The 25,747-nt window shown below is 40.5% G+C and carries 18 protein-coding genes and 4 pseudogenes; 11 read left to right on the top strand and 11 right to left on the bottom strand.

Going from position 1 to position 25,747, the window contains the following annotated elements:
- Positions 1 to 198: 198 nt before the first annotated feature.
- From FTV28_RS11410 to FTV28_RS11390, 5 genes and pseudogenes are all read right to left on the bottom strand, one after another.
- A pseudogene (locus FTV28_RS11410) lies at positions 199 to 1,310 on the bottom strand (IS66 family transposase); the annotation flags it as partial.
- 61 nt (positions 1,311 to 1,371) lie between these two features.
- Positions 1,372 to 1,689, bottom strand: a complete 318-nt coding sequence (gene tnpA, locus FTV28_RS11405) for an IS200/IS605 family transposase (RefSeq protein ID WP_257229519.1) — start codon at positions 1,687 to 1,689, stop codon at positions 1,372 to 1,374.
- Positions 1,690 to 2,018: 329 nt separating this feature from the next.
- Positions 2,019 to 5,207 (bottom strand): tyrosine-type recombinase/integrase, encoded by a 3,189-nt coding sequence (locus FTV28_RS11400; protein WP_154320135.1) that lies wholly within the window; start codon positions 5,205 to 5,207, stop codon positions 2,019 to 2,021.
- On the bottom strand, positions 5,191 to 7,461 hold the full coding sequence (locus FTV28_RS11395) for a hypothetical protein (protein WP_070153152.1): 2,271 nt from the start codon (positions 7,459 to 7,461) through the stop codon (positions 5,191 to 5,193). The genes FTV28_RS11400 and FTV28_RS11395 overlap by 17 nt, the downstream gene beginning before the upstream one ends.
- Entirely contained in the window at positions 7,448 to 8,152 is a 705-nt protein-coding gene (locus FTV28_RS11390) for a hypothetical protein (protein WP_094069346.1), read from the bottom strand. Before FTV28_RS11390 ends, FTV28_RS11395 begins: the two co-directional genes overlap by 14 nt.
- A 684-nt stretch (positions 8,153 to 8,836) precedes the next feature.
- Here FTV28_RS11390 and FTV28_RS11385 point away from each other — a divergent pair.
- The 8 genes from FTV28_RS11385 to FTV28_RS11350 all read left to right on the top strand — a co-directional run bounded on the left by FTV28_RS11385 (position 8,837) and on the right by FTV28_RS11350 (position 18,123).
- On the top strand, positions 8,837 to 10,060 hold the full coding sequence (locus tag FTV28_RS11385; protein WP_004974297.1) for an efflux RND transporter periplasmic adaptor subunit: 1,224 nt from the start codon (positions 8,837 to 8,839) through the stop codon (positions 10,058 to 10,060).
- 10 nt (positions 10,061 to 10,070) lie between these two features.
- On the top strand, positions 10,071 to 13,154 hold the full coding sequence (locus FTV28_RS11380) for an efflux RND transporter permease subunit (protein WP_004974298.1): 3,084 nt from the start codon (positions 10,071 to 10,073) through the stop codon (positions 13,152 to 13,154).
- Positions 13,147 to 13,470: a DUF3240 family protein gene (locus FTV28_RS11375; RefSeq protein WP_004974301.1), complete on the top strand. Its 324-nt coding sequence runs from the start codon at positions 13,147 to 13,149 to the stop codon at positions 13,468 to 13,470. Before FTV28_RS11380 ends, FTV28_RS11375 begins: the two co-directional genes overlap by 8 nt.
- Positions 13,470 to 13,940, top strand: a complete 471-nt coding sequence (locus FTV28_RS11370; protein ID WP_228291711.1) for a hypothetical protein — start codon at positions 13,470 to 13,472, stop codon at positions 13,938 to 13,940. The genes FTV28_RS11375 and FTV28_RS11370 overlap by 1 nt, the downstream gene beginning before the upstream one ends.
- A 401-nt stretch (positions 13,941 to 14,341) precedes the next feature.
- Positions 14,342 to 14,632: a helix-turn-helix transcriptional regulator gene (locus FTV28_RS11365; protein ID WP_070153163.1), complete on the top strand. Its 291-nt coding sequence runs from the start codon at positions 14,342 to 14,344 to the stop codon at positions 14,630 to 14,632.
- Complete coding sequence (locus FTV28_RS11360) at positions 14,622 to 15,971, top strand: type II toxin-antitoxin system HipA family toxin (protein WP_154320132.1); 1,350 nt, start codon at positions 14,622 to 14,624, stop codon at positions 15,969 to 15,971. The genes FTV28_RS11365 and FTV28_RS11360 overlap by 11 nt, the downstream gene beginning before the upstream one ends.
- A gap of 18 nt (positions 15,972 to 15,989) precedes the next feature.
- Positions 15,990 to 16,994: a YecA family protein gene (locus FTV28_RS11355; RefSeq protein WP_070153169.1), complete on the top strand. Its 1,005-nt coding sequence runs from the start codon at positions 15,990 to 15,992 to the stop codon at positions 16,992 to 16,994.
- Between the two features lie 10 nt (positions 16,995 to 17,004).
- Positions 17,005 to 18,123 (top strand): hypothetical protein, encoded by a 1,119-nt coding sequence (locus FTV28_RS11350; protein WP_179989052.1) that lies wholly within the window; start codon positions 17,005 to 17,007, stop codon positions 18,121 to 18,123.
- 143 nt (positions 18,124 to 18,266) lie between these two features.
- On the opposite strand, the gene FTV28_RS11345 is transcribed toward FTV28_RS11350, so the two are convergent.
- Positions 18,267 to 19,580 (bottom strand): ATP-binding protein, encoded by a 1,314-nt coding sequence (locus FTV28_RS11345; protein ID WP_070153175.1) that lies wholly within the window; start codon positions 19,578 to 19,580, stop codon positions 18,267 to 18,269.
- A 237-nt stretch (positions 19,581 to 19,817) separates the two neighbouring features.
- Between FTV28_RS11345 and FTV28_RS13665 the strand changes: the two are divergent.
- Together FTV28_RS13665 and FTV28_RS11335 are read left to right on the top strand one after the other, a co-directional pair.
- Positions 19,818 to 20,123 (top strand): annotated as a pseudogene (locus tag FTV28_RS13665) (transcriptional regulator).
- Positions 20,120 to 21,034 (top strand): annotated as a pseudogene (locus FTV28_RS11335) (type II toxin-antitoxin system HipA family toxin); the annotation flags it as partial. The pseudogenes FTV28_RS13665 and FTV28_RS11335, both read left to right, overlap by 4 nt.
- A 44-nt stretch (positions 21,035 to 21,078) precedes the next feature.
- On the opposite strand, the gene FTV28_RS13620 reads toward FTV28_RS11335, so the two are convergent.
- From FTV28_RS13620 to FTV28_RS11320, 4 genes and pseudogenes are all read right to left on the bottom strand, one after another.
- Positions 21,079 to 21,702, bottom strand: coding sequence for a DEAD/DEAH box helicase (locus FTV28_RS13620; RefSeq protein WP_368856243.1), 624 nt, complete (start codon positions 21,700 to 21,702; stop codon positions 21,079 to 21,081).
- Between the two features lie 153 nt (positions 21,703 to 21,855).
- Positions 21,856 to 22,496 (bottom strand): annotated as a pseudogene (locus tag FTV28_RS13690) (DEAD/DEAH box helicase family protein); the annotation flags it as partial.
- A 1,015-nt stretch (positions 22,497 to 23,511) separates the two neighbouring features.
- Positions 23,512 to 23,883 carry a type II toxin-antitoxin system HigA family antitoxin gene (locus tag FTV28_RS11325; protein ID WP_000354814.1) on the bottom strand — a complete coding sequence of 124 codons (372 nt, stop codon included), beginning with the start codon at positions 23,881 to 23,883 and terminating at the stop codon, positions 23,512 to 23,514.
- Positions 23,884 to 23,914: 31 nt separating this feature from the next.
- Positions 23,915 to 24,217 carry a type II toxin-antitoxin system HigB family toxin gene (locus tag FTV28_RS11320; protein WP_154320130.1) on the bottom strand — a complete coding sequence of 101 codons (303 nt, stop codon included), beginning with the start codon at positions 24,215 to 24,217 and terminating at the stop codon, positions 23,915 to 23,917.
- 390 nt (positions 24,218 to 24,607) lie between these two features.
- On the opposite strand from FTV28_RS11320, the gene FTV28_RS11315 reads away from it, so the two are divergent.
- On the top strand, positions 24,608 to 24,811 hold the full coding sequence (locus tag FTV28_RS11315; RefSeq protein ID WP_094069354.1) for a hypothetical protein: 204 nt from the start codon (positions 24,608 to 24,610) through the stop codon (positions 24,809 to 24,811).
- 22 nt (positions 24,812 to 24,833) lie between these two features.
- Here FTV28_RS11315 and FTV28_RS11310 read toward each other — a convergent pair whose 3' ends face one another.
- On the bottom strand, positions 24,834 to 25,715 hold the full coding sequence (locus FTV28_RS11310) for a hypothetical protein (protein WP_179989051.1): 882 nt from the start codon (positions 25,713 to 25,715) through the stop codon (positions 24,834 to 24,836).
- Between the last annotated feature and the right edge of the window lie 32 nt (positions 25,716 to 25,747).

The following is a 25,747-nucleotide window of genomic DNA, read 5'->3' as shown; positions in this document are numbered from 1 at the left end:
AAAGCAGCGGATCATGAAAACTATTAAAATAGCCTAAGCTTATTAGCTTTGTTGTAAAAATTTACTCTGAGATGCTTCTTAAGCTAGATATTTGATGCTGTTGCGTCTAGCCACAAATGATAAGCTAAAGACCGTTTTAGCTAAAGATGATGACGATCAACTTGGCGATACCATTGATTTGTAAGTATCCTCTAAACTCTATGCCAATCTTTTAATTTGGATCACTTTGTATGTCGGCAACTTTTGCAGTACACCATTTAAATAGGCATACAGATCTAGACCATTCAACTTTGCTGACTGGATCAATGTCATGATGTTAGCAACTCGCTGACCACTGCGCAGTGATCCAACATACAACCAGTTCTTACGACTTAAAGCCCAAGGGTGCATTTGGTTCTCCACCAAATCATTGTAAATAGATAGATTACCATCATCTGAATAGCGGCTTAAGGCTTGCCAGCGCTTTAGAGTGTAATTGATTGCCTTAGCGGTGGTAGAACTTGATGGCACCATCAGATGATGTTGGTTGAGCAATTCATATAGTTGTTGCATCACTGGTTGACTATGCCGTTGCCGGTATTCGCAGCGTTGTTGCGCTGTACCGTCGGTCTTGTGCCTTAACTCTGCTTCTATCGCATACAATTTCTGAATCAGCACCAGTGCCTGTTCAGCAATCTGACTTTTCCCAGTGATATGCAGTTCATGGAATTTACGACATGCATGTGCCATGCAACCTACTTCAATGATCTGACCTGATTTGAAATGTGCTTTATAACCACTGTAATCATCACAGACCAGATGTCCCTGCCAGCCATTCAGGAATTCTTCTGCATGCAGACCTGAACGGTTTCTTGAAAGTCATAGATCACCCCCTTGCTGCAGCACCACCTGTTTTAAGGCATTGACCAGAGGTTCAAGTGTCTACACCACAGCGACCAATCCAATCTGACAGGGTGGATCTAGATAGATCTACACCTGCGCGCAGAAAGATCTGTCGCTGACGATACAGCGGTAAGTGATCAGCATATTTGGATACCAGCACATGGCTAAGTAACTCAAGTGTCGCAATACATTTATCGATCACATAGGCAGGCATCGTTTGCTGAGTCAGGGTGTCACATTGATCACAAACCCATTTACCACGCACATGCTGTTCTTTATAGAACTGCGCTGGTCTGAAATTCAATTTTTCACTGATATTCGCCGATACGACGCAGTGTGCACCCACAGATGTATTGCGTTGATGCAGATTCATGCTCAATACGTACGGTTGCTAAATGATCTGGGAGTAGTCGACGTTTATGTTTATTTATCCAATGAGCCGTAAAACACCCTCATTTATGGAGGTGATATAAGGCTCGATTTTTAATTCTAATGAGGTGATTGTTGTTGCTCGATGTATTGTTTAATAATTTCTAATGGCGCACCACCGCAACTTGAAGCAAAGTAACTTGGCGACCATAAAGAATCACCCCAAAGTTTGTTTTTAATTTCAGGAAAGTCTTTTCTAAGGTGGCGACTAGATAGACCTTTTAAGCTATTCACTAAATTTGAAATAGCAACTTTTGGTGGGTAATTAATTAATAAATGAACATGATCATCCTCCCCATTAAATTCAATCAATACAGCATCAAAATCCAAAGCCCGATATTGGCAATAGTCACCAACATAATATACATTAAATTGTATAAATTGCTGTGTATATAAGTACAATGAAATAAACAACTTACGTTTTCAAATATTTTTTATTGGAATTAATTTTTATTAAGATCGTTTAATTGTGGTCACATAAGTTTTTAAAAATTTACCAAATTATCACCAACATAATTTTGTGATGATTAATTAGGTAAACCGAATGGTAAAAAATCAGGTTGATGGAATTATATATGGCCAGCCTAGGCTTTTATCAGCATTAATTAACTGTATAACCCCCAAAAAAAATTAAAACAGACACTCACCATTAAAACTTAGGTGTAGCACGAGAGTTAAGCAGTATCCGTTACGATGATTTATTGAAGTCATTTTATTTCTAACTGCAATTGAGCAGGCCTACCAATGCAAGCCAGATGTAAACAAAATTTAAAAGCCGGTAGTGCTTTGCCTTGTTTTAAGGAATATAGCTGTAAGCGTGCATTATTTTCTTTTGTTGTTGGGTAACCTTCTAGTTTCTGATTTGCCTTGGCAAGTTTGAGTAGATTCGGCGTAATTTCTTTGTTTAAAAAATTAACCATATCTATTCCAAGTAAATGCCACATGTTGGCAGGAAACAGATCTTTGGCCGCATAGTAGAATTTTTCCAGATTCTGAATATTTTTCCGCGTTGAATGTAAACCTGTATGTGAAGCAGTTACGTGATTAATAAAGAATTCTAAGACATACCTAATATTTTCAGGTGACTTTTGATAGCAGGCTTGTAGATAGTTAAAAAAATGTGTGACCAATAAAAGGTCCTCATTAGTATCAATCATTGACGGTTTGATGTATTGCAGTTCGGTTATATGAAAAAGTCTTGGATTGTTTTTTCTAGATTTAAGTTGTTTGAGTTGGATTGCATTGTCATACCAATACTTGATGAGCTCATGAGATAGGCAAAGTTCTTGTGCTACGCGCTCCGTATCATATTTGTATAACTCTAATAAGCAGAGTGCCTTATAAAATAGATCAAGATCGATTTTAGATTCTGGAGTCGCGACAAAATAGTCAAAAATACAATGTTCTTGCGTTTGATTTACCTCTAATTCTGCATGTAGTGTGTGAGCATTGCTCGCTATCCATTTTTCTTGATTGTTTAGAAGGAGTTTACAGAGCGTTGTAGCATGCATTTCAAAATTGAATTCAGACTGATCATTGAGCGATTTTAGAAAATGTAACTCTTGTGTTGAATTGCTTATCCCCAGCATTTTCTTAACCAAACCATTGCTTAGTAATGGGCGATATTTGGAAAATTGATAACCTGCAATAAAGTAAGCTACATGAATATAACTTTTAAAGGTCTCGATGGGTTCGAGATGCCCCAAAAGATGTGCGATGATAATCCAATGATTTTGATCAATTGAATTACGTAATAACTCAGCCCTGAGCTGATTATATTCAACTTCCGTATAGTCTGTGAGGCTATCAGACAAAAAATGATAATCACATTTAAAAATTAATGCTAAATGATTTGCTGCAGAATGTCTAAATGAATGAAATGTATAGTGATGTTGCTTGAATAACTGATCCATAAAATTTTTAAAGGGTGCAGTCAGCATGTGCTGGCTGAGTTTCTTATTCTCATTGAACTGACTGAATAAATAATCATTCGGTTTTTTTGTTAACCGCTGTTTGACAACATATTGATGAAATTGTTGATACTCAGATGCTTTGAGTAAGCAATACACGGGCACGCTACGTTGCGCGCTGTCAGTCTTTAATCTGTGTTCATTGCCTATTTTTTCTGACCCATATGGCTTGACCAATAATGATATTCTGTTTAATCCTTCAGTATCTTTGATACGTAAACCAATCATTTCATTAATTCGCATCCCAGTTCTGTAAGCAAGCGTATAAATAAGACTAAGATTTTCATAGTCATGTTGAGAGATGATATTTTGTAGATGTGCTTGTTGAAGTTTTTTGATTAACAGTTGAAATGTGACTGGGCTGATAATACGTGTGCGTGGTCTGGTTTGTTGATCCAGCGTCTCTAAAGTGAATGCTGGGGCATCGAATAGTTGTTCTTGAAATTGATGAAAACGTTTGAGTGTTTTTACAATTTGAGCAGCCGATTTTTTAACAGTATCTTCGAGCAGACTTTCAGCAATACAGTTATTTTGATAAATCTGTGCATATATTTTTTGCAGGCGTGTTTCTTCATCGTCCTCAGAAAATTGATATTGTAAAGAATAGATTAGCCAAGGCTCACCAATTCGAGTGTAGTATGTGTAAATTGAGCTTTTGGCTAACTGGCTATTGTTGGAAATGATTTTAGCAAAAATTGTAGCGCAAAAATCAAATCTCTGAGCTAGCAGATCTATATCTTCTTGAGGTGGTTTAAAGAGACTAATTAACCACAGGGTGATTCGTTTACTGTATTCATTAAAGAGTTTTGCATTCTCCATACAATAATCGATCATGAGTTGATAGATTGGGGCATCTGTTTGGCGAAGACGAATAATTTTTAATAAGTCTTTATGAATTTTTAGTACATCTTTTAGTGCATCTTGCTCATGATGCAAATAAACAGTTTGTGGAGGTAAATTCTTAGACTGATGAATGACTTCAGTAGTGAGCTCATGCTTATATTTAAATTTTGGTTGCACAAAACGCTCAAACTCTTGTTCGGGTAAACCACAACTGAGTAAATTCCCGATGAGGCATTCAGAGAGCGCCGGATCTATATCTACGTTGGGAAGCTGTAACCAGTTGTAGCGAGCATGCTGAAGTAAATGCGATAAGCTATTTTTTTTAAACTTTTTCTTTATTTTTCGAAAGATATACTCAAGATAGCCCTCTACGGGAAGATGAACATGTCGAATATCTCTCAGATTAAAATGTATTAGCCACAGACGTGTGACGGGGTCTGGAATAAAATTTCTAGATTTTCGAACAGTATATTCATCAATAAAAATATCGCCATAATGATTAGAATGGGATTCTAAAAAAAGAATATTAAGGTCTTTATAATGGCGTACTTTTACTGGATTTCTGAGGTGTTCAAGCAAGGCATTAAGTTCAGCTTTTTCATTTAAGCCACCAAATAGAATGGCAGACAATATAATATTGCCCACGATTTCCTCATTTGAGAATGAGTCACAGCTTTCAGCCAATTCCCAATAATTATAAAGCTGTTGTACGAGGTCATTTATTTCATGACCATCGGCATTCCAGCTCATGGTCACGATAGGCTTATCTCTTTTAATATCTAAAACAGCATGAGGCAGCTCTAAATCCAAGCGATGCTGAGCATTTAACTCTTTGATGTAATCTTCAAAAAAATCATATGCAAACTTGATCCACTTTTTACTCGTAGAGTTTTTCTTGATGTGGCTATAAACCTCGCCGTAATCACCTAGCAAATGTGGATTCTGATCAAACTGCTGTTCTGAAAAATATTTGCGGAGTGAAGCATGAACTTCATTTTGAATTTTTTGTTCATTTAATTGTCGAGTAAGTTCTCGTTTCTTTTCGGCAAACAGTTGATCTGCTTTTTTAAGCGATGAGGACATTTAAATTCACTCCAATAATTTCAAAATATTCCTGCATTTCATTTAAATGTGTTGCGAGCGCGCGATATTGGTTCAGAGACAAACTAGAAAATGGATGTGCGGCTTCCTGTTGGAAGGCTTCATGTCCAAAAAGTGCAAGTATTAAAGGCTCGGGGATTTGTTTGTTGGTGAGAAAGGCACGTGTTGTATGGCGGTGCCAGTTGGGATGTGCTAACCCAACTTCAGGATGAAAGTCACGCACATTGGAAGGTGTAAGCGGAGTGAGTGTGCCATTTTGTAAAAGATTTAACAGAGGCTGTTCATTATTAAATATGGCATCAATTTGGGCTGAGATTTCGCGGTTAATCGCCATGTAATGTTGTTGGATATGTTCGAGGAAACGAAGATATTTCTTTAATTCACCGATGAGAAATGCACAAAGTGGAATCAAGCGTCCAAAGCCACGTCTACCACCGACCTCTTTGTCAGACAGCATAATTGTCTGTTGCTGAAAACTTATATTATTCAAAAAACCTGGAAAGTCCCGAACAGGTCGTGCAGCGGTAAACAAAAGTAGGATATGCCACATCCAAATGCTATAAGCATTAAAACTTTCTACCCAGTCGTTATCTGAAGTCGTATAAATTTTGGTGTAAAGATAGAAAAGGATGTCCTTTATGACATTTTTACTTGGTGCTTTTTGGCTACCAAAGCAGATGGACTGATCACTATAGACAATATCACCGTAGTCATTTTCAGCGAGCTGTGTACATAGTTCAGATAAAACTTTGACATAATTTTTTTGTAATTTATTTACATTGTAATGGCAGTAAGAGCTTGAAGAAGAGTGACTTGCATCTACACCAGTGATGATGTCAGCAAGTTGCCTATTGCCTGTTTTTTGCAAAATAACATGATGCAGTAATGAGCTAGTTTTTGATAAGTTCAGCTGAGGAATTTTGACTTCATCTTTTATTATTCTAATTTTTTTCTTTAGCTCATCTTCAGTGATGATTGGTTCTGCTTTGATACGATCAATAAAGTGATTTGGGATAGGGATATCTAAATGAACGGTGTTATTGATCAGTGACTCCGGATATTCAAACGTTGCATCTTCAAAAATGCTGAATTTGGTTGAGAGATAGTATTGGTCACTTTGCAATTTAATGACTTGGCGATGATTTAATCTTTTTACACGCCTTTTTTGAAAATTTAACCAGTCTTTAAAGCCAACGCCTGTGATTAAGCAAAGTAATACAACGAGCACGCTTTTATCATTATGTTTTTTATCATCATGATACAGGTATGTAATTAGGTCAGAAATAGTATAAACACTTGGGAGTAAACAACTTGCAGTGAGCAAATGATCTTGTCGTTGCATATGTTTTGGAATTAACGAAAGTGCCATACGTTGGGCATTTTTAGAATGTCTGGCAAGTGGTGTAATCTGATCTGCTTGAACAATAACAGAGGGGTCTTCTTGCTCGTCAAGGGCTTGCTCATTAGCTAAACCTCTATTACTTTTTTTAGTCTCAATGATTTCGTTAATAGTTCCATCGGTATCCCATGTACGATATTGCAGTTTACTATCTACACTTGATTTGGCAATTTTTGGACGGCTTTTTAGTACATAATTGAATGCAATACGTAATTCATCACAGAAATTTTTCTGAAAATCATTTAGTTCTTGATCTGCTTCAGGTTGAAGAGCAGACTCTACAAATTGCTCTAATGATAGAAATAAAGCAGGGAATTTAAGAGTTAAGAATGCTTGATAATCTAATGCGTGAGCATCTTTTTTTTTTGCAAAAAAAGACTTGTTTGCAACGCGGAAACGCTGAAATAAGCGCTTAATCGTATTGAGATGCTCTGTATGTTGTTTTTCAAATAAATCTGGTTTGATCTGCGGCAATGCTAATAAATATAGTGCTGCTTTAAGGACGAGCACATTCCAGGTGAGTAGTTCCGTGTGCGCATGATAAATGCTGGCAATACTGTTGATGTAATACGTGATTGGGGAATCACCAATTTTAGATTTTCTAGACGCTTGGAGAGTAGCGGGAATGCGAGGTGGTGAACTTGTAGAAATATCAGATTCAATCTCACTGAGAACAAGCCCCTTAAGATAATCTGAGCAGTCATGGTAAACCAATAGATCTGCGATAAAGTTAATATGTGCATGAAGACACAAATCCTCTGCATTAAAAAGCTTTTTTAATAAGTCTGATAATAAAATTTTGGGTTGAGGAAGGGGCTTAGTTTCACTTTCGTGCATATGAACAATTCCAAAAATCTGTTGGATTTGGTGAAAAATCATTTTGATTTAAATAATGATCGACGACTTTTGATTGCTTGCTGACTTCGTCAAGTAGATGCTGGCGACGTGCATGGATTTTTCTGTTTCTATTGTGGAGTTGTGTATGGCTAAAATTGAGTAACTTACCAAGCCCCTCAAGACTGAGCGTTTTATGTGCTTTGAATGAATGTAAGCGATTAAAGTCGAGTAAAACTTCAGTCGAAATATATCGGTTGATCGCTTGCTGAAGATGCTGCGGATTTAAATTGTGTATATCAAAAGTATTTGCTTGCAAAAAACTTAAGAATTCAAAGCTTGCATAGTGTTTGAGTTGTTGTTGTAAGTTGGCATCAGGTGGGAACGTATATACATGTAATTCCTGAGGTGAAGGCGGAAGCTTCATGTGATGCAGGTACAAATCAAAATTATCAGCGATCCAGAAATTGGATATTCCTGCTATAGACCAAACATTGAGTTTGTTTGATGCTAAACGAAAATGAGAAGTTAATCGTAGAGCTCGAAAGGCCATGTGATAGCAGTGATGAATGCCAGCAAAATCTGGATGAGTGTTTAATGCGAGTTTAGAAAGATCTCGCTTGAAGATAATTTTGGGGTTATCAAAATTAAATGAACATTCAGAAGTTACTTGTTTACGCGTTCCACGGCACATATTTAGATTATTAAAATATAACTATGATACATTTCTACTATTTAACTGTTTACTTTTCAAGTAATCTAACGGTATTTATTGTGTAAGTGTAGAAAAGTAGACACAATTTATAGTTTTGGTGTGCATAATTTAATTTGGTTCTATTTTTATTAGTAATATTTTTAAGCTATTACCGAGGTTGGGATTGATTGATTGTATGGCTGTGATTCCTGCTACAAAGTAGTAAAAGTTAGATCATAAAAATACCCCAACCTTGGCAAGGTCACCGAGATTTATTCCATTAAATGACCTTAATTATAAGTATATGATTTGATTACTGGTATATAGTTTTTGGTGGAGTAAAATTTTGATCAATTTAGATCATTTAATGTGGTTTTGGTCACTTCATTTTAGACATTTTAGTTTATAAAAGTCACCTATGTTTTGATGCTGATTTTCGTGAGAAATAATAACAATATATAGTTTAATATAATGATTATTAATAATTTATAAATCGACTACAACATGTAGTAGCGAAGATGCTCAAAATGCACTTACTACGTAACATCAGTTAAATAAAAGTCTCCCACAAACCCAATACGGTTCACTTGGGCCTATGCAGTCTGAAATAGGTTTATAAACTTAATCTGATCTTAAGAACTTAATCTTAGCTTTGTAGAGAAAATCTCTTGAAGGATGAAACGAGTGGATCAGCGAGTAGATGTACTAAATTTTAAAAAACTATTATATCTAATGAGCGTCTTGATCTTGATTAGCCTTGGGCTATGGTGGGGAAGTAAGCTGCTCTCGAATAAAAATATAGAGGCTAAAGTAGAGAGACAGGTTTCAGAGGCTGAGAGGAGTCCTGAAGTCTCAGAGCAACAAATCTTAATTTCTTCAAAACAAATTGAGCAAGTTGGGATCAAATTACACACATTAGGTGCTTCTTCTACTAACATACAAAAACAAATTATTTTACAAGGGCAAGTACAGTGGTCACCAGAAAGCAAAGTTGTACTGACTAGTCCTGTTTCAGGAATGGTGCAGCAAGTTTTGGTACAACCCTTGGCAGAAGTTACCCGGAATCATCATGTACTTGCTGTACATAGTCCAGATTTAATTCAGATTCAAAATGAAATATTGCAGCTTCGTGCTCAACAACAATTAGCCCAGCAAAATTTAACACGTGAACGTAGCTTATATGCTGAAGGCATTATTGCCGAGAAGCGTGTGCAAGAGGCACAGAATCAAGTACAGCGTCTTAATATTAACTTAGGTGCAAAACAGCGAATGCTGCAATTTATGGGAGGAGGGCAGGTAAATAGTCTAAATTCCATTGTCTATGTTAAAAGCCCAACAAGTGGTTATATAGAAAACTTACAGGTTTCTACAGGTCAGTATGTTGAGGCTGGTACAGTATTAGGTCAACTTGTAAACGCTGATTCACCGTTACAATTGTTATTACAAGCTAATTTAGCTGACAGTAAATATGTGCATATTGGGGATGTTGTTCAGGTTGAAGGTTGTGATATTACAGGGCATATACAAAATATCGCTCCAGCACTTGTAGGGAATACACAAACTCAAAATATCATCGTACAAATGGATACCAAACATAATTGTTTGCGGGTGCAACAATTTGTCAAAGTTCATGTTCAAAGTAAGCAGCCAACAGTAATTGCAGCATGGCCAGTACCAAGTACTGCCATAACCTCACAAGATGGTAAACACATTATTTTTGTTAAAAATCAGAAGGGGTTTGAAGCTGTAACGGTTGAAGTTCTATCAGCTGATCAGCAGCAAAGTTATATTACAGCTGAAAAATTAAAACCCAAAATGCAACTTGCTATCAGTGGTGTAGAGCGTCTCAAGGCGGTGTGGTCTGGCTTTGGTGCAGAGCAAGCACCTATTAGCACTACAGAACGTTGAGGTGAGACATATGTTAAAACGTCTTATCGCCTTTTCACTTAGTCAGCGCATTTTAATATTATTGCTCACATTGGCGATCAGTGTGGCAGGCTACATTGCTTTTACGAAACTACCAATTGATGCTTTTCCTGATGTGTCAAGTACGCAAGTACAAATTGTGATGAAATCGCCCGGCATGACGCCCGAAGAGGTGGAAAGCCGTATTGTTGTACCCATTGAACAAGAAATGTTGGGAATATCTCATCAGACAGTAATGCGTTCGCAATCTAAATACGCGATTGCGATTATCACATTAGACTTTGCTGAAGGCACTGACCCTTATTGGGCTAGACAACAGGTGAATGAACGTTTAAGTAATGTGATGTCTGCATTACCAAGTAGTACGTCAGGTGGAATTGCACCCATGACGACCCCATTAGGTGAATCTTTTATGTTTACCTTACATGGGCCACTCAGTGATATGGAAAAACGAACTCTACTTGATCGGGTGGTTCGTCCACAACTTCGTAAAATTGAAGGGGTCGCCGATGTTAACGCTTTGGGGGGACTTGTTCGTACATTTGAAGTGACCCCTAATTTAGAGGCCCTGGCGGCACGAGGCTTATCTTTAACACAGCTACAACAGGCAATCGAGCTAAATAATGCCAGTGATGGTGCTGGGCGGCTTAATGAAAATGGAGAGTCATTACTGATCCGAAGCGATAGCCGCGTCAGAAACCTTGAAGAGTTAGGCGATATTATTGTTTCTAGCCATCAAGGAACATTGGTGCGGGTTAAAGATGTTGCACAGGTACATACTGGAGCACTCACACGCTATGGTGCAGTGACTGAAAATGGCCAAGGTGAGGCTGTCCAAGGTATTGTATTAACTTTAAAAGGTGCGAATGCACGTCAAGTCGTTCAACATGTTCGTGAGCATTTGTCCGACATTGAAAAAACTCTGCCACAGGGTACAACGATTGAACCATTTTATGATCGTGGTGAGTTGGTAAACCGAGCCATTCATACCGTAAGTAAAACGTTATTAGAAGCTATTGTCTTAGTCTTGATTTTACTTTTATTGTTCTTAGGAAACCTAAGGTCTGCTTTAGTGGTTGCGGCAGTTTTACCATTATCTGCACTAAGTACTTTTTTGATGATGCACCATTTTGGTTTAAGTGCCAATTTAATGTCTTTAGGTGGTTTGACGATTGCGATTGGTTTATTAGTGGATGCTGCAGTTGTAGTGGTTGAAAATATTGAAATGCAACTTGCTGAAGCAAAAGAGTCACCGCAACGTTCTTTTTTACCGCCATTAAATATGATTTACCGCGCAGTGTCTGAGGTTGCAGTACCAGTCACAGCAGGCATGATCATTATTATGTTAGTGTTTATTCCATTGGTCACGCTTGAAGGATTGGAAGGGAAGCTCTTTTCACCTGTGGCTTTAACAATTGTATTTGCTTTATCAAGTTCACTAATTTTTTCTTTGACAGTGATTCCTGTACTGTGTTCATTCTTTCTAAAACCGAAAGCACATCACACACCCTTTTTAGTAGCTAAATTAGAAACTGGTTACCGAAAACTTTTGAATCTGAGTTTAGCCCATCCTAAACAGATTTATGTCTTAGCAGGTGGTACCTTACTTCTGGCTGCATTGATTTTCCCATTCATTGGAAAGTCATTTATGCCAACCATGGATGAGGGAGATACTATTTTACAGTTAGAAAAAATCCCTTCGATTAGCTTACAAAACTCAATTGCATTAGATCTGGATATTCAAAAACGTATTTTGGAACAAGTGCCTGAAGTTGAAAGAATTGTGGCACGTACAGGTTCTGATGAATTGGGATTAGACCCTATGGGGTTAAATGAAACAGATAGTTTCATTGTGCTAAAACCACAAACGCAATGGCAAGTCAAAAATAAAGAGCAAATTTTAGAAAAAATTCGTCTTGTACTTCAAGATGTTCCTGGCGTGAACTTAACATTTAGTCAACCCATAGAGATGCGCACTTCAGAAATGTTGTCTGGAGTACGAGGAGATTTGGCTGTCAAAATTTTTGGAAGTGATTTAGACCAGCTTAATGATTTATCAAAGCAAATTGCAATAGTTCTACAAGGCATTGAAGGCAATGAAGATGTCATGACACTCGAAAATTCGGGAGTACAGTATCAAGAGCTGCGAATCCATCGTGATATGGCTATACGAAATCAATTGGACAGTCAAAATGTTCAAGCCCAACTCAAGATGCTCGTGGAAGGCAAAGAAATAGGTTCCATTATTGAACAGGGGCGCCCTGTTCCATTAATGATGAAAGGGGATCCACGTTTGGGAGAGTCGAGTTTTGAATTTTCCAATATTGCCTTGCCAATTGAGAATGCAGCTGCAGTGCCATTGTTATCTTTAGCAGAAGTGGTTAAGACTGAGGGTGTCGTAAAAATTGATCGTGAAAATGCATCACGAATGTCAGTGGTACGTGCCAACGTACGTGATCGTGATTTAGTTAGTTTTGTAGATGAAGCAAAACAATTGGTTGCAGAGAAAGTCAAGTTACCAACCGGCTACTCACTCAAATGGGGGGGGCAATTTGAAAACCAACAACGTGCGGCTGCTCGCTTAATGCTTGTTGTACCTGCTGCATTAACAATGATCTTCTTTTTACTATTTACGACTTTGGGTTCGGTGCGTCAAGCCGTATTGGTTTTCGTCAATATTCCCTTTGCGTTAGTCGGTGGAGTATTTGCATTAGCATTAACAGGTGAGTATTTATCTGTTCCTGCATCAGTTGGTTTTATTGCCTTGATGGGGATTGCTGTACTGAATGGTTTAGTGATGATTAGTTATTTTAATCAACTGATTTCTCGTGGTGTTGCAATTGAGGAAGTTGTTCGTGAAGGTGCTATGCGCCGTTTACGTCCAGTCATGATGACCGCGAGTATTGCAGCTTTAGGTTTGATCCCATTGTTATTTACTACTGGCCCTGGTGCCGAGATTCAACGTCCATTGGCGATAGTTGTGATTGGAGGGCTTATTTCTTGTACTTTGCTGACTCTGATTTTACTTCCTAACTTGTTTAAAAAATTTGGTTTAGCGCGAGATCATCATGTCTGAAATATGCCAACTCTCTATTAACGTGTCCTCTGATATTGCTGAAGAACTTATGGAGCATTTGTGGTTAATTCCTGAGTTGATTTCAGGGTGTACTTGTGTCAACGCACAAGGGTTTGGTAATCGCCAACATTATCGTAATGTTCAGGAAAAAATTCGCGGAGCAACTGAACGGAATCTTATATTGCTGATTGTACAACACGAATCTGTATCATTGGTTTTGGCGCATATTCAGCAAAAATTTAAATCAAGTGATTGTTTTTATTGGGTCATACCTACATTAATTTCTGGTTATATGAGCCAAGGAGCACTTGACTAATGACATTAAATATCAAATTTAAATCAACACTTCTAGGCCAAATTTGGTATCTGTTTGGGTTGGGCTATTGTTTTACAGTGGCTTCGACAGCAATTGCAAAACCTCAACTTGAAGCTGCTTTGCCACCACTTGAAGCAGTACAACAGAGTCTAGTAGAACATCCGAATGTGCGTGCTGCAATATCAGAGCAAGATTATGCAGACTTTGCCCGACAAGGATTAAAAGTAGGGCAAAATCCGTGGACTGTTACAGCCGGTATGCAAGTACGTAAGACGGATACACAACTAGAGCGAAAACAAGCCAATAGTTATGAACCTAGTTTGGGGATAGAAAAACAAATACGTTTGCCTAATAAATACCGGCTAGATCAAGATCTAGCACAACGTATTTCAAGTATTGCAGAAACCCCAACCTTGGCAATAGTCACCAACATAATTTACATTAAATTGTATAAATTGCTGTGTATATAAGTACAATAACATCAATAACTTACGTTTTAAAATATTTTTATTGGAATTAATGTTTATTAAGATCGTTTAATTTTGGTCACATAAGTTTTTAAAAATTTACCAAATAATCACCAACATAATTTTGTGATGATTAATTAGGTAAACCGAATGGTAAAAAATCAGGTTGATGGAGTTATATATGGCTGAACCGTACCGGGTTTGTCGGAGACTTTTTTATTTAAGTTAGGCCACCTGACCTAACGGGTTAATCTTATGCTGCTGTTAGGGTCTAAAAATAGCAGTTTTGAAGGGCTTTATCGAGTGATTTTTTCAACACTCTACGCAATTATGGATATCATAGTATCCACTTTATGTTTTATTTCGCTATAATGGATATAACTGTATCCATTTGGTCTTTGCGGATGAATTTTACCTTACTTGATGATACCGATGTAAGCCAAGCTTATGCGGCTTATTTACGTGAGTTACGCAAGCAGGCAAAGCTGTCGCGCGCTGCATTGGCTGAGCGAAGCTGCGTACCTGCGGCCACCATTAAGAAATTTGAGCTGACCGGGCAAATTTCATTTCGTCAATTGCTGTTGCTATGGCAGACACTTGATTCGCTAGATAGGCTTTATCAGCTCACGCAACTTAGCAAAGAACGCGCTGCTATACCCATGAGTATTGATGAGGTGCTAAAAGATGAGTTTTAAACCGATTCAGAAGCTTAATGTTACTCGTACGCTAAGCTCAGGTGAGCAGATATCTGTTGGAGTCTTGGCGCAGAATCGGCAAGGCGTTTTTTTTCAGTATACTGACGACTATTTGCAGCAGTTTGGCAATTTATCACCGTTTACCTTGCAAGCGAATACGCTAGTTCAAGCCGCACCTAAAGCGCCGCACCAAGGTGTACATGGCGTATTTGGGGATTGTTTGCCCGATGGCTGGGGCATGTTGTTACAAGATCGTATTTTCCGGCAAAAGGGCATCCTACCTAATCAATTAACGGCGATGGATAGACTGGCCTTTGTCGGTGATAAAGGCATGGGAGCGCTGTCTTTTGCTCCGGTGTCTGAGTTTTCAGCCACGACATACGCGGACATTGATTTAGCAACCTTGGGCTTAGAAGCACAAACGCTGTTCGATGCTTCAATGTCAGATTATATGGATGATAATCACGATGAGTTAGATGGGCATACGCAACAGGTGTTGGCCGCATTAGTCGCCGGTGGTAGTTCGGGTGGAGCAAGGCCTAAGGCGCAGATTTATATGCCTGCAGGGGAAACTCAGCATTGTCGAACCTTTGCTCAGCCTGGAGATGAGGCTTGGCTGATTAAGTTTACCTCGAAAAATCTCGCGCTCGGGCATGAAGAAGGGTTGTGTGAAGCGGTTTATTTGCAAATGGCCGAGCTTGCCAAGTGCCAACCACCAGTCTGGCAACTCATTGAAGCACCAACTACAAGCGGTGCGTCTGCCTGGTTGGCGCTTAAGCGTTTTGATTATGTCACGGAGCAGGCCCGTTTAAGCGGTAATCGCAGTTCAGGTCGCTTGCATATGCACAGCGCTTGCGGGCTGCTGGATGCAGACTTTCGAACGCCAAGTTTAGATTATATTGACTTGATCAAAGCCAGCCGTCAGTTGTGTAAATCTCCTGCTGCTGGGCAGCTGCAATTTCGCCGTGCCGTTTTTAACCTGCTGTCGTCTAACCAAGACGACCACAGTAAAAACTGGGCGTTTTTGCAAGCGGATGACGGTCAATGGAACCCTGCACCTTTTTACGATGTTACCTACAGCCCACATCCATTCAACGAACACGCCACTGCTTTCGGCGGTTATGGCAAAGCGCCATCGCTTAAGGTGATGCAAAAACTTGCTACTAGTGCTGGCTTTGCGAATTGGAATGATGCAAAGCAAGTTATTGAAGAAGTCGCAGAAGCCATCAGCCAATTTACGTATCTTGCCAAGCAACAAGGGATCAGTAAAACAACAATGTCCGTGATTGCTAAGACATTGGAGCAGCGTAAACAAGAAAATGCAGCGCTTTTTCTATAACAATAAGAAGGGACAGTAATGAAGCTCGGCCGAAACGATCCTTGCCATTGTGGCAGTGGTAAAAAATTTAAACGTTGTTGTATGAGCAGCGTTTCCAAGCAACATGCCCAAGTCTTCGATGATGTTGAAACCATGCTGGCAATGAACCCAAATTTGAGTCTTGATGAACTCAATGCCGCTTTGCAGCACAAAGTGCAAGAACGCAATCATCAACCTCATCCCGATTTTTGTGGCGTAACGCCAACGCAAATGGCCAATTGGCTTTATGCGCCTTTTGATGAATTAAAGTGGGTGACAATTTGCACTCCCGACTCTCTTTCTGCCAGCCCAATAATGCGTTATCTAGCCCTCATTCTTGATGAGGCCATGGCGCAAGAAGGCTCCTTCAAAGCCACGAGTAAAGGCAACTTACCGGCTAAGTTGGTTAAACAGGCCAGTGAGTTATTGCCTGAGTTTGCCGTTGCTCAATTAGAACGTAGTATAAGCATCAGCGAGTTTTCGGGCAGCAATGAAGACAAATTTAATGCCTTGCACTACACCCGAGTGCTTGCCGAAATTAGCGGTATTATTTATCGGCGCAGTGGCCGCTACCATGTAAAAAAATCAGCGCAAAAGCAGTATCAAGCGCTAGGCATACAGGCCTTTTTCAAACCTATGTTAGAGGCCGCTATCAGCAAATATAACTGGGGTTATTTGGACAGTTTCGAATACGATGTCGACTTGCGCACTTTTTGGTTGTTTATGCTGTGGCGTATTCAAAGCCACAACAGTGTGGAGCAGCTTGTGAAAGAGGTGATGACAGCTTTCCCTAATCTATTGCTGGTATTCCCTACGGATGATTACTTCTCGCCAGAAAGAAACTTAAGTATGCTCATCGAATCACGATTTATTGAGCGATTTTTGCAGTTTTGGGGATTTGTAACGATTGACCCAAGACGTTATATAAACGCTGAACAAGTCGCCAGAGTGATTCAGGTACAGCCTTTGTTAAAACAAACTTTTCAATTCACAATAAATAAATAGCAAGGTCACCGTGAGCGAATTTCAATACTATAAATTTGAGCGTCTGGATGGGTATTTAGATGCTAAAGCACGTCAAGCACTCAGAGCCATTTCAAGCCGTGCCGAGATCAGCGCTACGGCCTTTCAGGTGTATTACACCTACAGTGATCTAAAGGCCGAGCCTTTTGAGCTGATGTTAAAATACTTTGATATCGGTTTTTACTATGCCGATTGGGGCTCAATCGATGTATACATCAAGCTACCAGCAGGAACGCTTCCAGATGCGTTACTTGGCTTTTCAAGTGATGGACTTCATGTTCACGAAAACGATGAGTGGCAGTTGCTGATTTTTTCCCTTGAGGAGTGTGATGAGTATTTTGACGATGAGCATGCTGACGACTTTTTCCAGCATTTAGCCGCTTTACGCGGCGGGTTAATGCAAGGGGATTGGCGCCTTGTGTACTTAATGTGGCTCAAAGCGTTTGATTTTAATGATGGCGTTGAGCGAGTGCCGTTAATTCAATTCGATTTTGAGCACCTCAGGGAAGAGGAGCAGTCGTTTGCTGCGCTGTATGATATTCCCTTAGCATTGGTTAAGGCGCTCGCCATGGTGCTGAGCGAACAACCCAGTCACCAAGCCAAACAAACTCAGCTTACGCTTGATGCGTGGATCCATAATCTCTCGCAAGCAGAGAAAGACACGCTATTACGCACGTTGTTTGAGCAAGGCCAGCTAACCCGTCACCAAGCCTTAGCGCTGACGCGAAAAGAACCTGTCAACACAGACGAGATCTATCAATACTGGTTAACTTCCGCCGTCATTTCTCCTTTCATTGAGCAAGCGCAAAGTCAATTACAGCAAGAGCAAGCCGCAGCACTCGCAAAAAAATTAGCTATCGAAAAAGCGGAAAAAGAAAAAGCGTTGACGTATATCTACAATCAACGTGAGCACTACTGGCAGCAATCACAAGAGCAAGCGGATCGAACTTGCGCCAGTGGTTACGATGCGGCATCACGCTATCTGCATCAGCTGTTTGAGGCCTATCAGTTCAAAGCTGATGAAGCGGCGTTTGAACAACGTTTTAAGCGCTTTGTTGTGGCGAATAATAGCCGTAAAGCACTGTTAAATCGCTTGAGTGATTTGCTTTAAACGATGAGGCGATAGGCTGGCCAAATGACGTTAGCAAAAAACCGATTGAGGGTTGGTTGAAAGGTTGTAAGCCCACCAAAGGTCTACAAATTGTTACCTATGAAGTCACTTTGTGTAGACCTCGGGGTCTAAGTAACGCGCTTTTACCATCTCTGTGGTAAATACTGCGTGAAATACAAAGGCATCACGATATTGGTTTGCTCTAATGCGGATGAGCCTTGTGTACCCGTTAACTTAAAGGTTTTACTTGGAGTACATTTTTCAACGTAGGATGCCAACGATTTTGCTCTTGTACGTTTACCACTTTTGACCTCCACAGGGACGATATCGCCTTCATCGGTCGCCAAAATAAATTCGATTTCGGCACGGGCGTCATTCCATGAATAGCTTGGGTCAACGCCAATGGCAGTGAGCTCTTGTTGCACAAAGTTTTCAGCCACATAACCTTTGTATTCATAGTTTTGTTGCTTAATTTCTTTATAACTGCTGCCGAGCATATGATTAAGCAGACCCACATCAAACAAAAACAGTTTCACCATATTTTCTTTTTTATAGGCCGCTAACGGAGATTTCGGCAATCCTTCAATAGGGTAGTTTGGCAAAGCTAGGCGGCAGCAGTTAAGCCAATGGATCGCGGTTTCAAAATCGCTATAACGAGATTTACGCTCATGCACATGCTTAAATTTAAAGCGTTTAACCGACTCATCGCTGACAAGTGATAGCTGGGCTGGAATGCTATTAAATACCGATTCAATCAGTGTGGTGTCGACCTTGCCCGCGTACTTACCAAAATCGCGGCGATAACCTTCCACTAAATCGGCATGAATTTTTGTGACTTTTTCAACACGCTCTAGAATGCTTGAATCCTTATACTGATACCAAGCAGAAACGGCTTCCGGCATACCACCAGTAAAAAAGTAGTCAGTGAGTTTGTCCATCAATTTGGTGTGTACTGCCGGTGTGCTTGCTTGACTATCAAACGCTTTGATCAGCGCTTGCTCGTTGGATGCGTAAATAAATTCTTGGAAGGTCAGTGGTCGTAAATTGTATTGTTCTACCTTGCCCACAGGGAAGGTGTTGAGCAAACCAATATTCGAGCCGCTGGCAGCGACAAAATAGGACGGTGCTTTTTCAGCAAAGTACTTTAGTGAGGTAACGGCACGTTCACATTCGCCAATTTCATCTAATATCAGCAGATCGGTTTCTGGGTTGAACGCTTGGTTGGTTAACAACTCAATATTCATTACTAGCTCGTCAGGTGACAGAGAGCCATCGAACGCTTCTTTGTAGGCAGGGTTTTCAAGGAAGTCGATACGAAGGATGTTGGCAAAGGTATTCCCAAATAACTCTTGTAGCAGATAGGTTTTACCTGTTTGTCTTGCACCATCGATCAATAATGGCTTGCGCACCGGTTGATTTTTCCATGTTATTAGGGCGTTTAGTAAGTTGCGCTGCATTGTCATTTCCCGCCAATTAAGACTGTTAACTGCCTGTAGTATAACTCAGCCTACACTTTTACGCGCAGAAAAGTGCGGAATTTTACATTTTTATGCGCATAAAAGTGTAATTTGATGACCTTTGGCATTCAGGGATTCACATCATCGCCTTGGCCAACGCGCAAGCTAAACCTAAAAGTAGGATATAAATCCAATTATATTGAGTAAAGTGGGAATATAGTCCCTTTGGTTGGTGATATGGCTAAGCGTGACTTACACAATATATTGTTTCCAAAGCAGCGTAAAATCCTGACGCAGTTTGGTGAAGACTTGCTGTTGGCGATGAAAAGACGTGGTTTTACCAAAAAGCTACTGTGTGAACGTACTGGTTTTGATCATAAAACCGTGAATTAAGTCTTAGCCGGTGATCCGGGCGTTGCCATAGGCACTTACTTAAAGGTGATGGCCGTTCTTGGCATGGAAAGCAACTTTGCAGAAATGGCCGCCCATGATGAAGTGGGTATCAAGCTGCAAAACATAAAATTGCTGGAAGGTTCAAGATGAGCCGTGAAATCGTTGAAGTCTATGCCGACTGGCAGCCAATTGAAGCACCTTTGCTAATAGGGCTGCTTTCTTACAGCGATTCAAGCCGAGGTGGCGTGTTTAGTTTTGCCTACGATAAAGCATTTTTAACCTCAGCCTATCGCTTGCAAATTGATCCCATCCTGACCCTCCACTCCGGTGTACTCTAAAACGATGAAGTCGATAAAAGCTTCCGCGCATTTCTTGATTCATCGCCTGATAGATGGGGGCGTATTTTAATGCAGCGGCGTGCGGCGATTGAGGCGCGCAAAGGCATTCGAGCAACAAGTCGATTAAACGAATTGGATTACCTGCTGGGCGTAAATGACTCTTACCGGATGGGTGGTATTCGATTTAAGCGAACAGGCTCGAATGCTTTTTTGGACGACAATTCTGAATTTGCTGCGCCGCCAATGGCTTCTTTGCGAGAGCTAGAGCATGCAGCAATGCAGATTGAAAAAGACGATAACATCGACAGTGACGAGTATTACCGCTGGTTGAAAATGCTGATTTCTCCAGGCTCATCATTAGGTGGTGCAAGGCCCAAAGCTTGTGTCACAGATGAACAAGACCACTTGTGGATTGCTAAGTTTCCCAATTTAAACGATACCCATGATGTGGGCGCGTGGGAGATGGTCTGTTATGAATTGGCGTTAGCGGCAGGTGTTGACATGTTTCCAAGTGAGATGAGGCAATTTTCGTCACAGCACCATACCTTCTTAACAAAACGGTTTGACCGCGACGGTGACAAGCGGCTGCATTTTTCGTCGGCCATGACACAGCTTCAATACTATGATGGTGAACAATCTCAAGGTGCCAGCTACTTAGAGATTGCTGAATTTATTTCCAATTGTGGAGCACAAACCACAGCTGATTTAGCTCAGTTTTGGCGTATGGGGGTAAAGGCATGGGGAAGTGTTTAATGAAGTGCTGCTGTTTATTTTGGCTTGGTATTTGGTGAAGGGATGTTTTCTAATTTCAATGAAGGTTGCTTGTTACTGTTGTCATCAATGTACTCAAGGGCGTACCTCATAGCCTTGTAGCTTTTCTCGCGTTTTTTAAACATGCGTTGCAGCATAGGGAGAGTGCAGTCCACATAGTCGTGAATAGTGACTTGTGTTTTGCCTTCCGATTCACGATGAATACGACCGGCATATTGAGCCAATGTTCCTTTCCATGAGATGGGCATGGCCAAAAACAACGTATCCAGTCTTGGTAGGTCAAACCCTTCGCCTACATATTTTCCTGTTGCGACGACGACTTGAGCCGATTGCAGATGATTGTCAGCGTTCTTGCGTTCCGCAGCTTTCATGGCGCCTTTAAGTACGACAGTGCTTATACCCATTTCGGTAAGTCGTGAGTGTATGGATTCTGCGTGCTCTCTACGCTCTGTAAGGACTAACGGGTGTCCGCCATTTTGAACACACTCGTAGGCGTCTGAGACGATTTTTGAAGTGCGCTGCTCATTATTGACGAGCCAGCGGTAGGCATCGCTTATTTTGGGGCGCTCATCTGTTTTTATAAGCTCTGCTGCTGGTACATCGTAGAGCTGATGAATCATCACGGTTTGAGTAAATTGCTCATCAGGGCTTTGTTTCACTTTGTAGCGAATAGGCCCTGCCGCCATAAAAATGATCTTTTGATGACCATCTTGTCGCTCTGGTGTTGCTGTAAGGCCCAATACATATTTTGCTCTTACCTCGTTGAGTACCATTTCAAACCTTGGTGCAGATAGGTGGTGGCATTCGTCAACAATAATATGGCCGTAGTCTTGAATGAGAGGAGTGATGGAATTGTCTTTTTTATTAACCAAACTTTGGTAGGTGGCTATGTCGATAATGCCACTCGGCTTTCTTTTACCTCCGCCTATACTGCCAATGGTTACTTCGGGTAGGAACGTGCGTAAGCGCTCTTGCCATTGTCGAGCAGTTGTCGGCTATGAACCAGTATGAGGGTATTTACTTTGCGTTTTACGATCATAGCAATGGCAGTAACCGTTTTTCCAAATGCAGTTGGCGCATGCAAAATACCGAAGTCATGTTTAGATATTGCGGCCACTGCGTCACGCTGGTTCTTTCGCAAAGTGAACTCAGGGGTAAGCTTTAATAATGGTTTACCAATTTCACGCTTATCGTCAAATAGTGGCGAAATGTTTTGCTCTTGTAGCAAAGCAATCGCATCATCGAGGCAGCCTCGCGGTAGTGCTAGATAACCGTTTTCAATACGAGCACAGGAAATAAACCTCGGAATGCCATGGGTTGAAAAGCGCAACGCTTGTGTTTTAAAAAACACAGGATTAGAAAAACTAGCTAATCGCTTTAGTCCGGCCAGTAATGGCCCAGGTAACTCGCTCATCAAAAAGTAGATATGGTTGGCCAAGGTAATGGTCACGTTTTTCGGCAAAGACTCTAATTTTATTGGTGCGGCTTTGGCTGTGATTTCCCAAGGAGGGCGGTTGTCTGTTAGCCCTTGCTCGGACAGTAATAGGGTGTTGGGTGAAATAGTTGTTATGAGTTGGTCAATACTCGACTGAGTGAGCGTTTTAAGCTCAGCAAGGTACCGCCATTGATCATCGATGGCATTCAGGTCACTGTCAACAAAGCAACTACGACCTGAAAGGCGAGCCTCCTTTTGAAGTGGTAACGCAATGAGATTGCCAAACCCGCCTTCAGGAAGTACATCTTGGTTAGGAAAGAGCCTGTCATAGGAGTCAAACGATAGATTTGGAAATATTTCCATGGCTTTATCAAGCAAAGCGAAACCCAGTGCCCGAGCATGGTTCGCTGGGATATTGGTTTCAAAAAATATCCATAAGTGAGCCCCGTTGCCAGAACGCGAGATTTCTATCGCGTGCGGAATATCAAACGCTTGGCACACTTTAGACATTGCTTTGACTTCTTCTTGCCAACAGCCTTTGTCAAAATCGGCTGCCAACAAATAGCACGAATTATCTTTAAGTAGTGGATACAGACCTACCACTTGATGACCGGCAAGGTGCCTGTAAATAATGTGCTCGTTTAATTCGCTAAACTTTCGGTGTGAACAGTCTTGGCATTTAATGCGGGGTTTGTTGCATAGCCCGCTTACCCACTCATTATCACAGGCTACGGAATAGCCACTGCGCCCCTGTTGATTTTGCCAACGATTGGCAAAGATATCCTCTCTTCCACGAAATCGTTGTCTGAATAAGGCGACCTTTTGTTCTGGCGTGAATGTCTGTACTGAACGCTCGATTTGAGCGCTACGCAAAGCCTCTCTTAATGCGAGAAGCTGCTGCTTTTCATTTTCAAGCTCAGCTAGCCTGTTATCAATAGCAGAAATGTTTGGGTAGCGAGCGTCATTCATAACAAACTAATTTTGATTCGCAGCACTATAAAGCGCGAACTTGCGGTGGCTTGATCAGCGACTCTGCTGGAATACCTAACCCTTCATGAAGTTTCCAAATCATTTTTAGCGTGAGTGATCGCTTATGGTTTAGGATTTCATAAACACGATTGCTTTTACCTATCATGGGTTCAAGATCTTTAACGGTTAAGCCTTTGCGCTCCATCTCAAACTTTATTGCCTCAACAGGGTCTGGCAAATCCATTGGAAAATGCTTTGCTTCGTAGGCCTCGACTAACGTAACCAAAATGTCCAGCTTTTCGCCTTCGACGGTATCAGGCTCCGCCATCATTAGGTTTTCGATGTCGTTTAATGCCGCGCGGTAGTCGGCATCTGTTTTAATAGGTCTGATGTCCATTATATTTACCTCTTGTTACTACCTTTTGGCTTCAAATCGTTTGTACATCAATTTTATCGTATTGCGCATGGCTGCCGATAAACCGTATGTAAACCACTTTGTACGCATAATTGATCCAAGCAACTAACCGGTATTTATTACCGGCAATGTTAAACACGACACGCCCATCTTTGAGGATGCTGGCATTTCTAAAGTCCTGTTTCACATCCGCCGGTGCTCCCCAATCAGCGTTTAATGCATGCCTATACCAAGCTAACGTTGGCTCTTTAGCGTCAATGTATTCTGAGCTGTCTTCCCAAAATGTTTTTAAGGTTGATAGTGCGATAATTCTCATAAATAGATATTAGTCCCAATTTGGGACTTTTGCAAGTTTGGTATTCTTGATGCGGTTAGGAGTTGTTACCGCATCCCCAATTGCCCCATTCCTTGGGGCGGTTCACATCCCTCTTATTCACCCTCTTAAGCTCGGCATATCAAGTGTTGCCCCATTGTCCCAACTGCCACGGTAAGTGATCAAATGGGGGGCTTGCTATTTTCGCCTGATGGGCCTTTTCGACATGCGGCTGCGTTTGCCATCGAAGAAGGCCAATACTCTGAACCAATAGAGTGATTCTTCATACCCCAAGCTGTGCGTTGGACGTGCAGGCGGGATGAGCCCCAGTTTGCGTCCTAAACTGACAATCACGTAGAAGCGAACGGAAAATACCTATACGAGCCTGAAACTGTGGCTGAAGTTGAGCATATTCTAGGTGCTGTTGTTGTTCTATTAAGACAGCCGATTTATTCACTCGGTTTAGGCTGTGTGATTAATGTGTTTAGAACAGCCCAAGCTTTAAATATTGGGCTTGAAATTGGGGCAGAGAAGGATAACTTGTATCTCAAACCTGATCTGACAGTTACCCATTTTTTATTGTTTCTATCAGGTTAAATTTTCTAGATGTGTATGAAGGCTAATTGCAGAAATTTGATTGATATTGGTACACAAACTGAGTCTTTGTTGCTGTCGAAGTTGGTGCATTATATTGGGTTAAACCTTTTAAAGCACTGAAGCTTAAAGCAGCACGATCAACTACTTTTCTTGTGAAATTCGCATTGGGATCTGAATATTTAAACGAAATTTCTGCTAAAACAGGTTTTAGACTACCGTAAGGCAATAGGGTATACCATAAACTTAACTCTAAATCTGCATCGAATTCACCTAAATCAATCGTTGCACCACTATATTTTCGTTCATAGATAGTTAGACCACCAACTTGATTCAGGGCTAGACTATTATTAAAATTATAGTCATTTTTGAAGCCAGTAAATAGAATATTGATATCCTCAAAATCGTTAATGGTTCGCGAGGTTGGTACGGTTGTTGACTTGCTTGCAACTACAAGGAAACTCAAGTTATCTTTACGAGTAATGTCATCTTCTAGCTTAGTTTTTGCGCCTGATACATTGCTAGTCAAATCTTTGAAGTCAGCAATATAATGGTCATATCCACGATACTTTAAAGTTACTTCTTTTGTACCATTTTCATTACGCTCTCTGAAGCTGTATCCCATATTTTTTAAAGTACAGCTTCCTTGAGTATCGTAAAAGCGGATTTCTCTTTGTGTATCAAAGATCATAGCACCAGTTACGTCACGACTGATTTTATTTTCAATCGCATTTTTCACCGCTGAAAAATAGCTATTTATGCTGCTTGCTTCATTTCCATAATTAAAATTTATGGGATCTAATAGTACTTTGTATTCGCGAGATGTGGCTTTGGGAGATGCATAGCTCAGCGATGGTAGCACTGTAATTGCCAAGAAAGTTATCAAAGCCGATTGAGTTATTCTCATTTTTCTCTCTAGACAAAAGTTGAATTTAAAAA

The sequence above is a fragment of the Acinetobacter sp. YH12252 genome, assembly GCF_013417365.1.
Classification (GTDB): domain Bacteria; phylum Pseudomonadota; class Gammaproteobacteria; order Pseudomonadales; family Moraxellaceae; genus Acinetobacter; species Acinetobacter towneri.
This window is presented reverse-complemented; position numbering and strand designations above follow the sequence as displayed.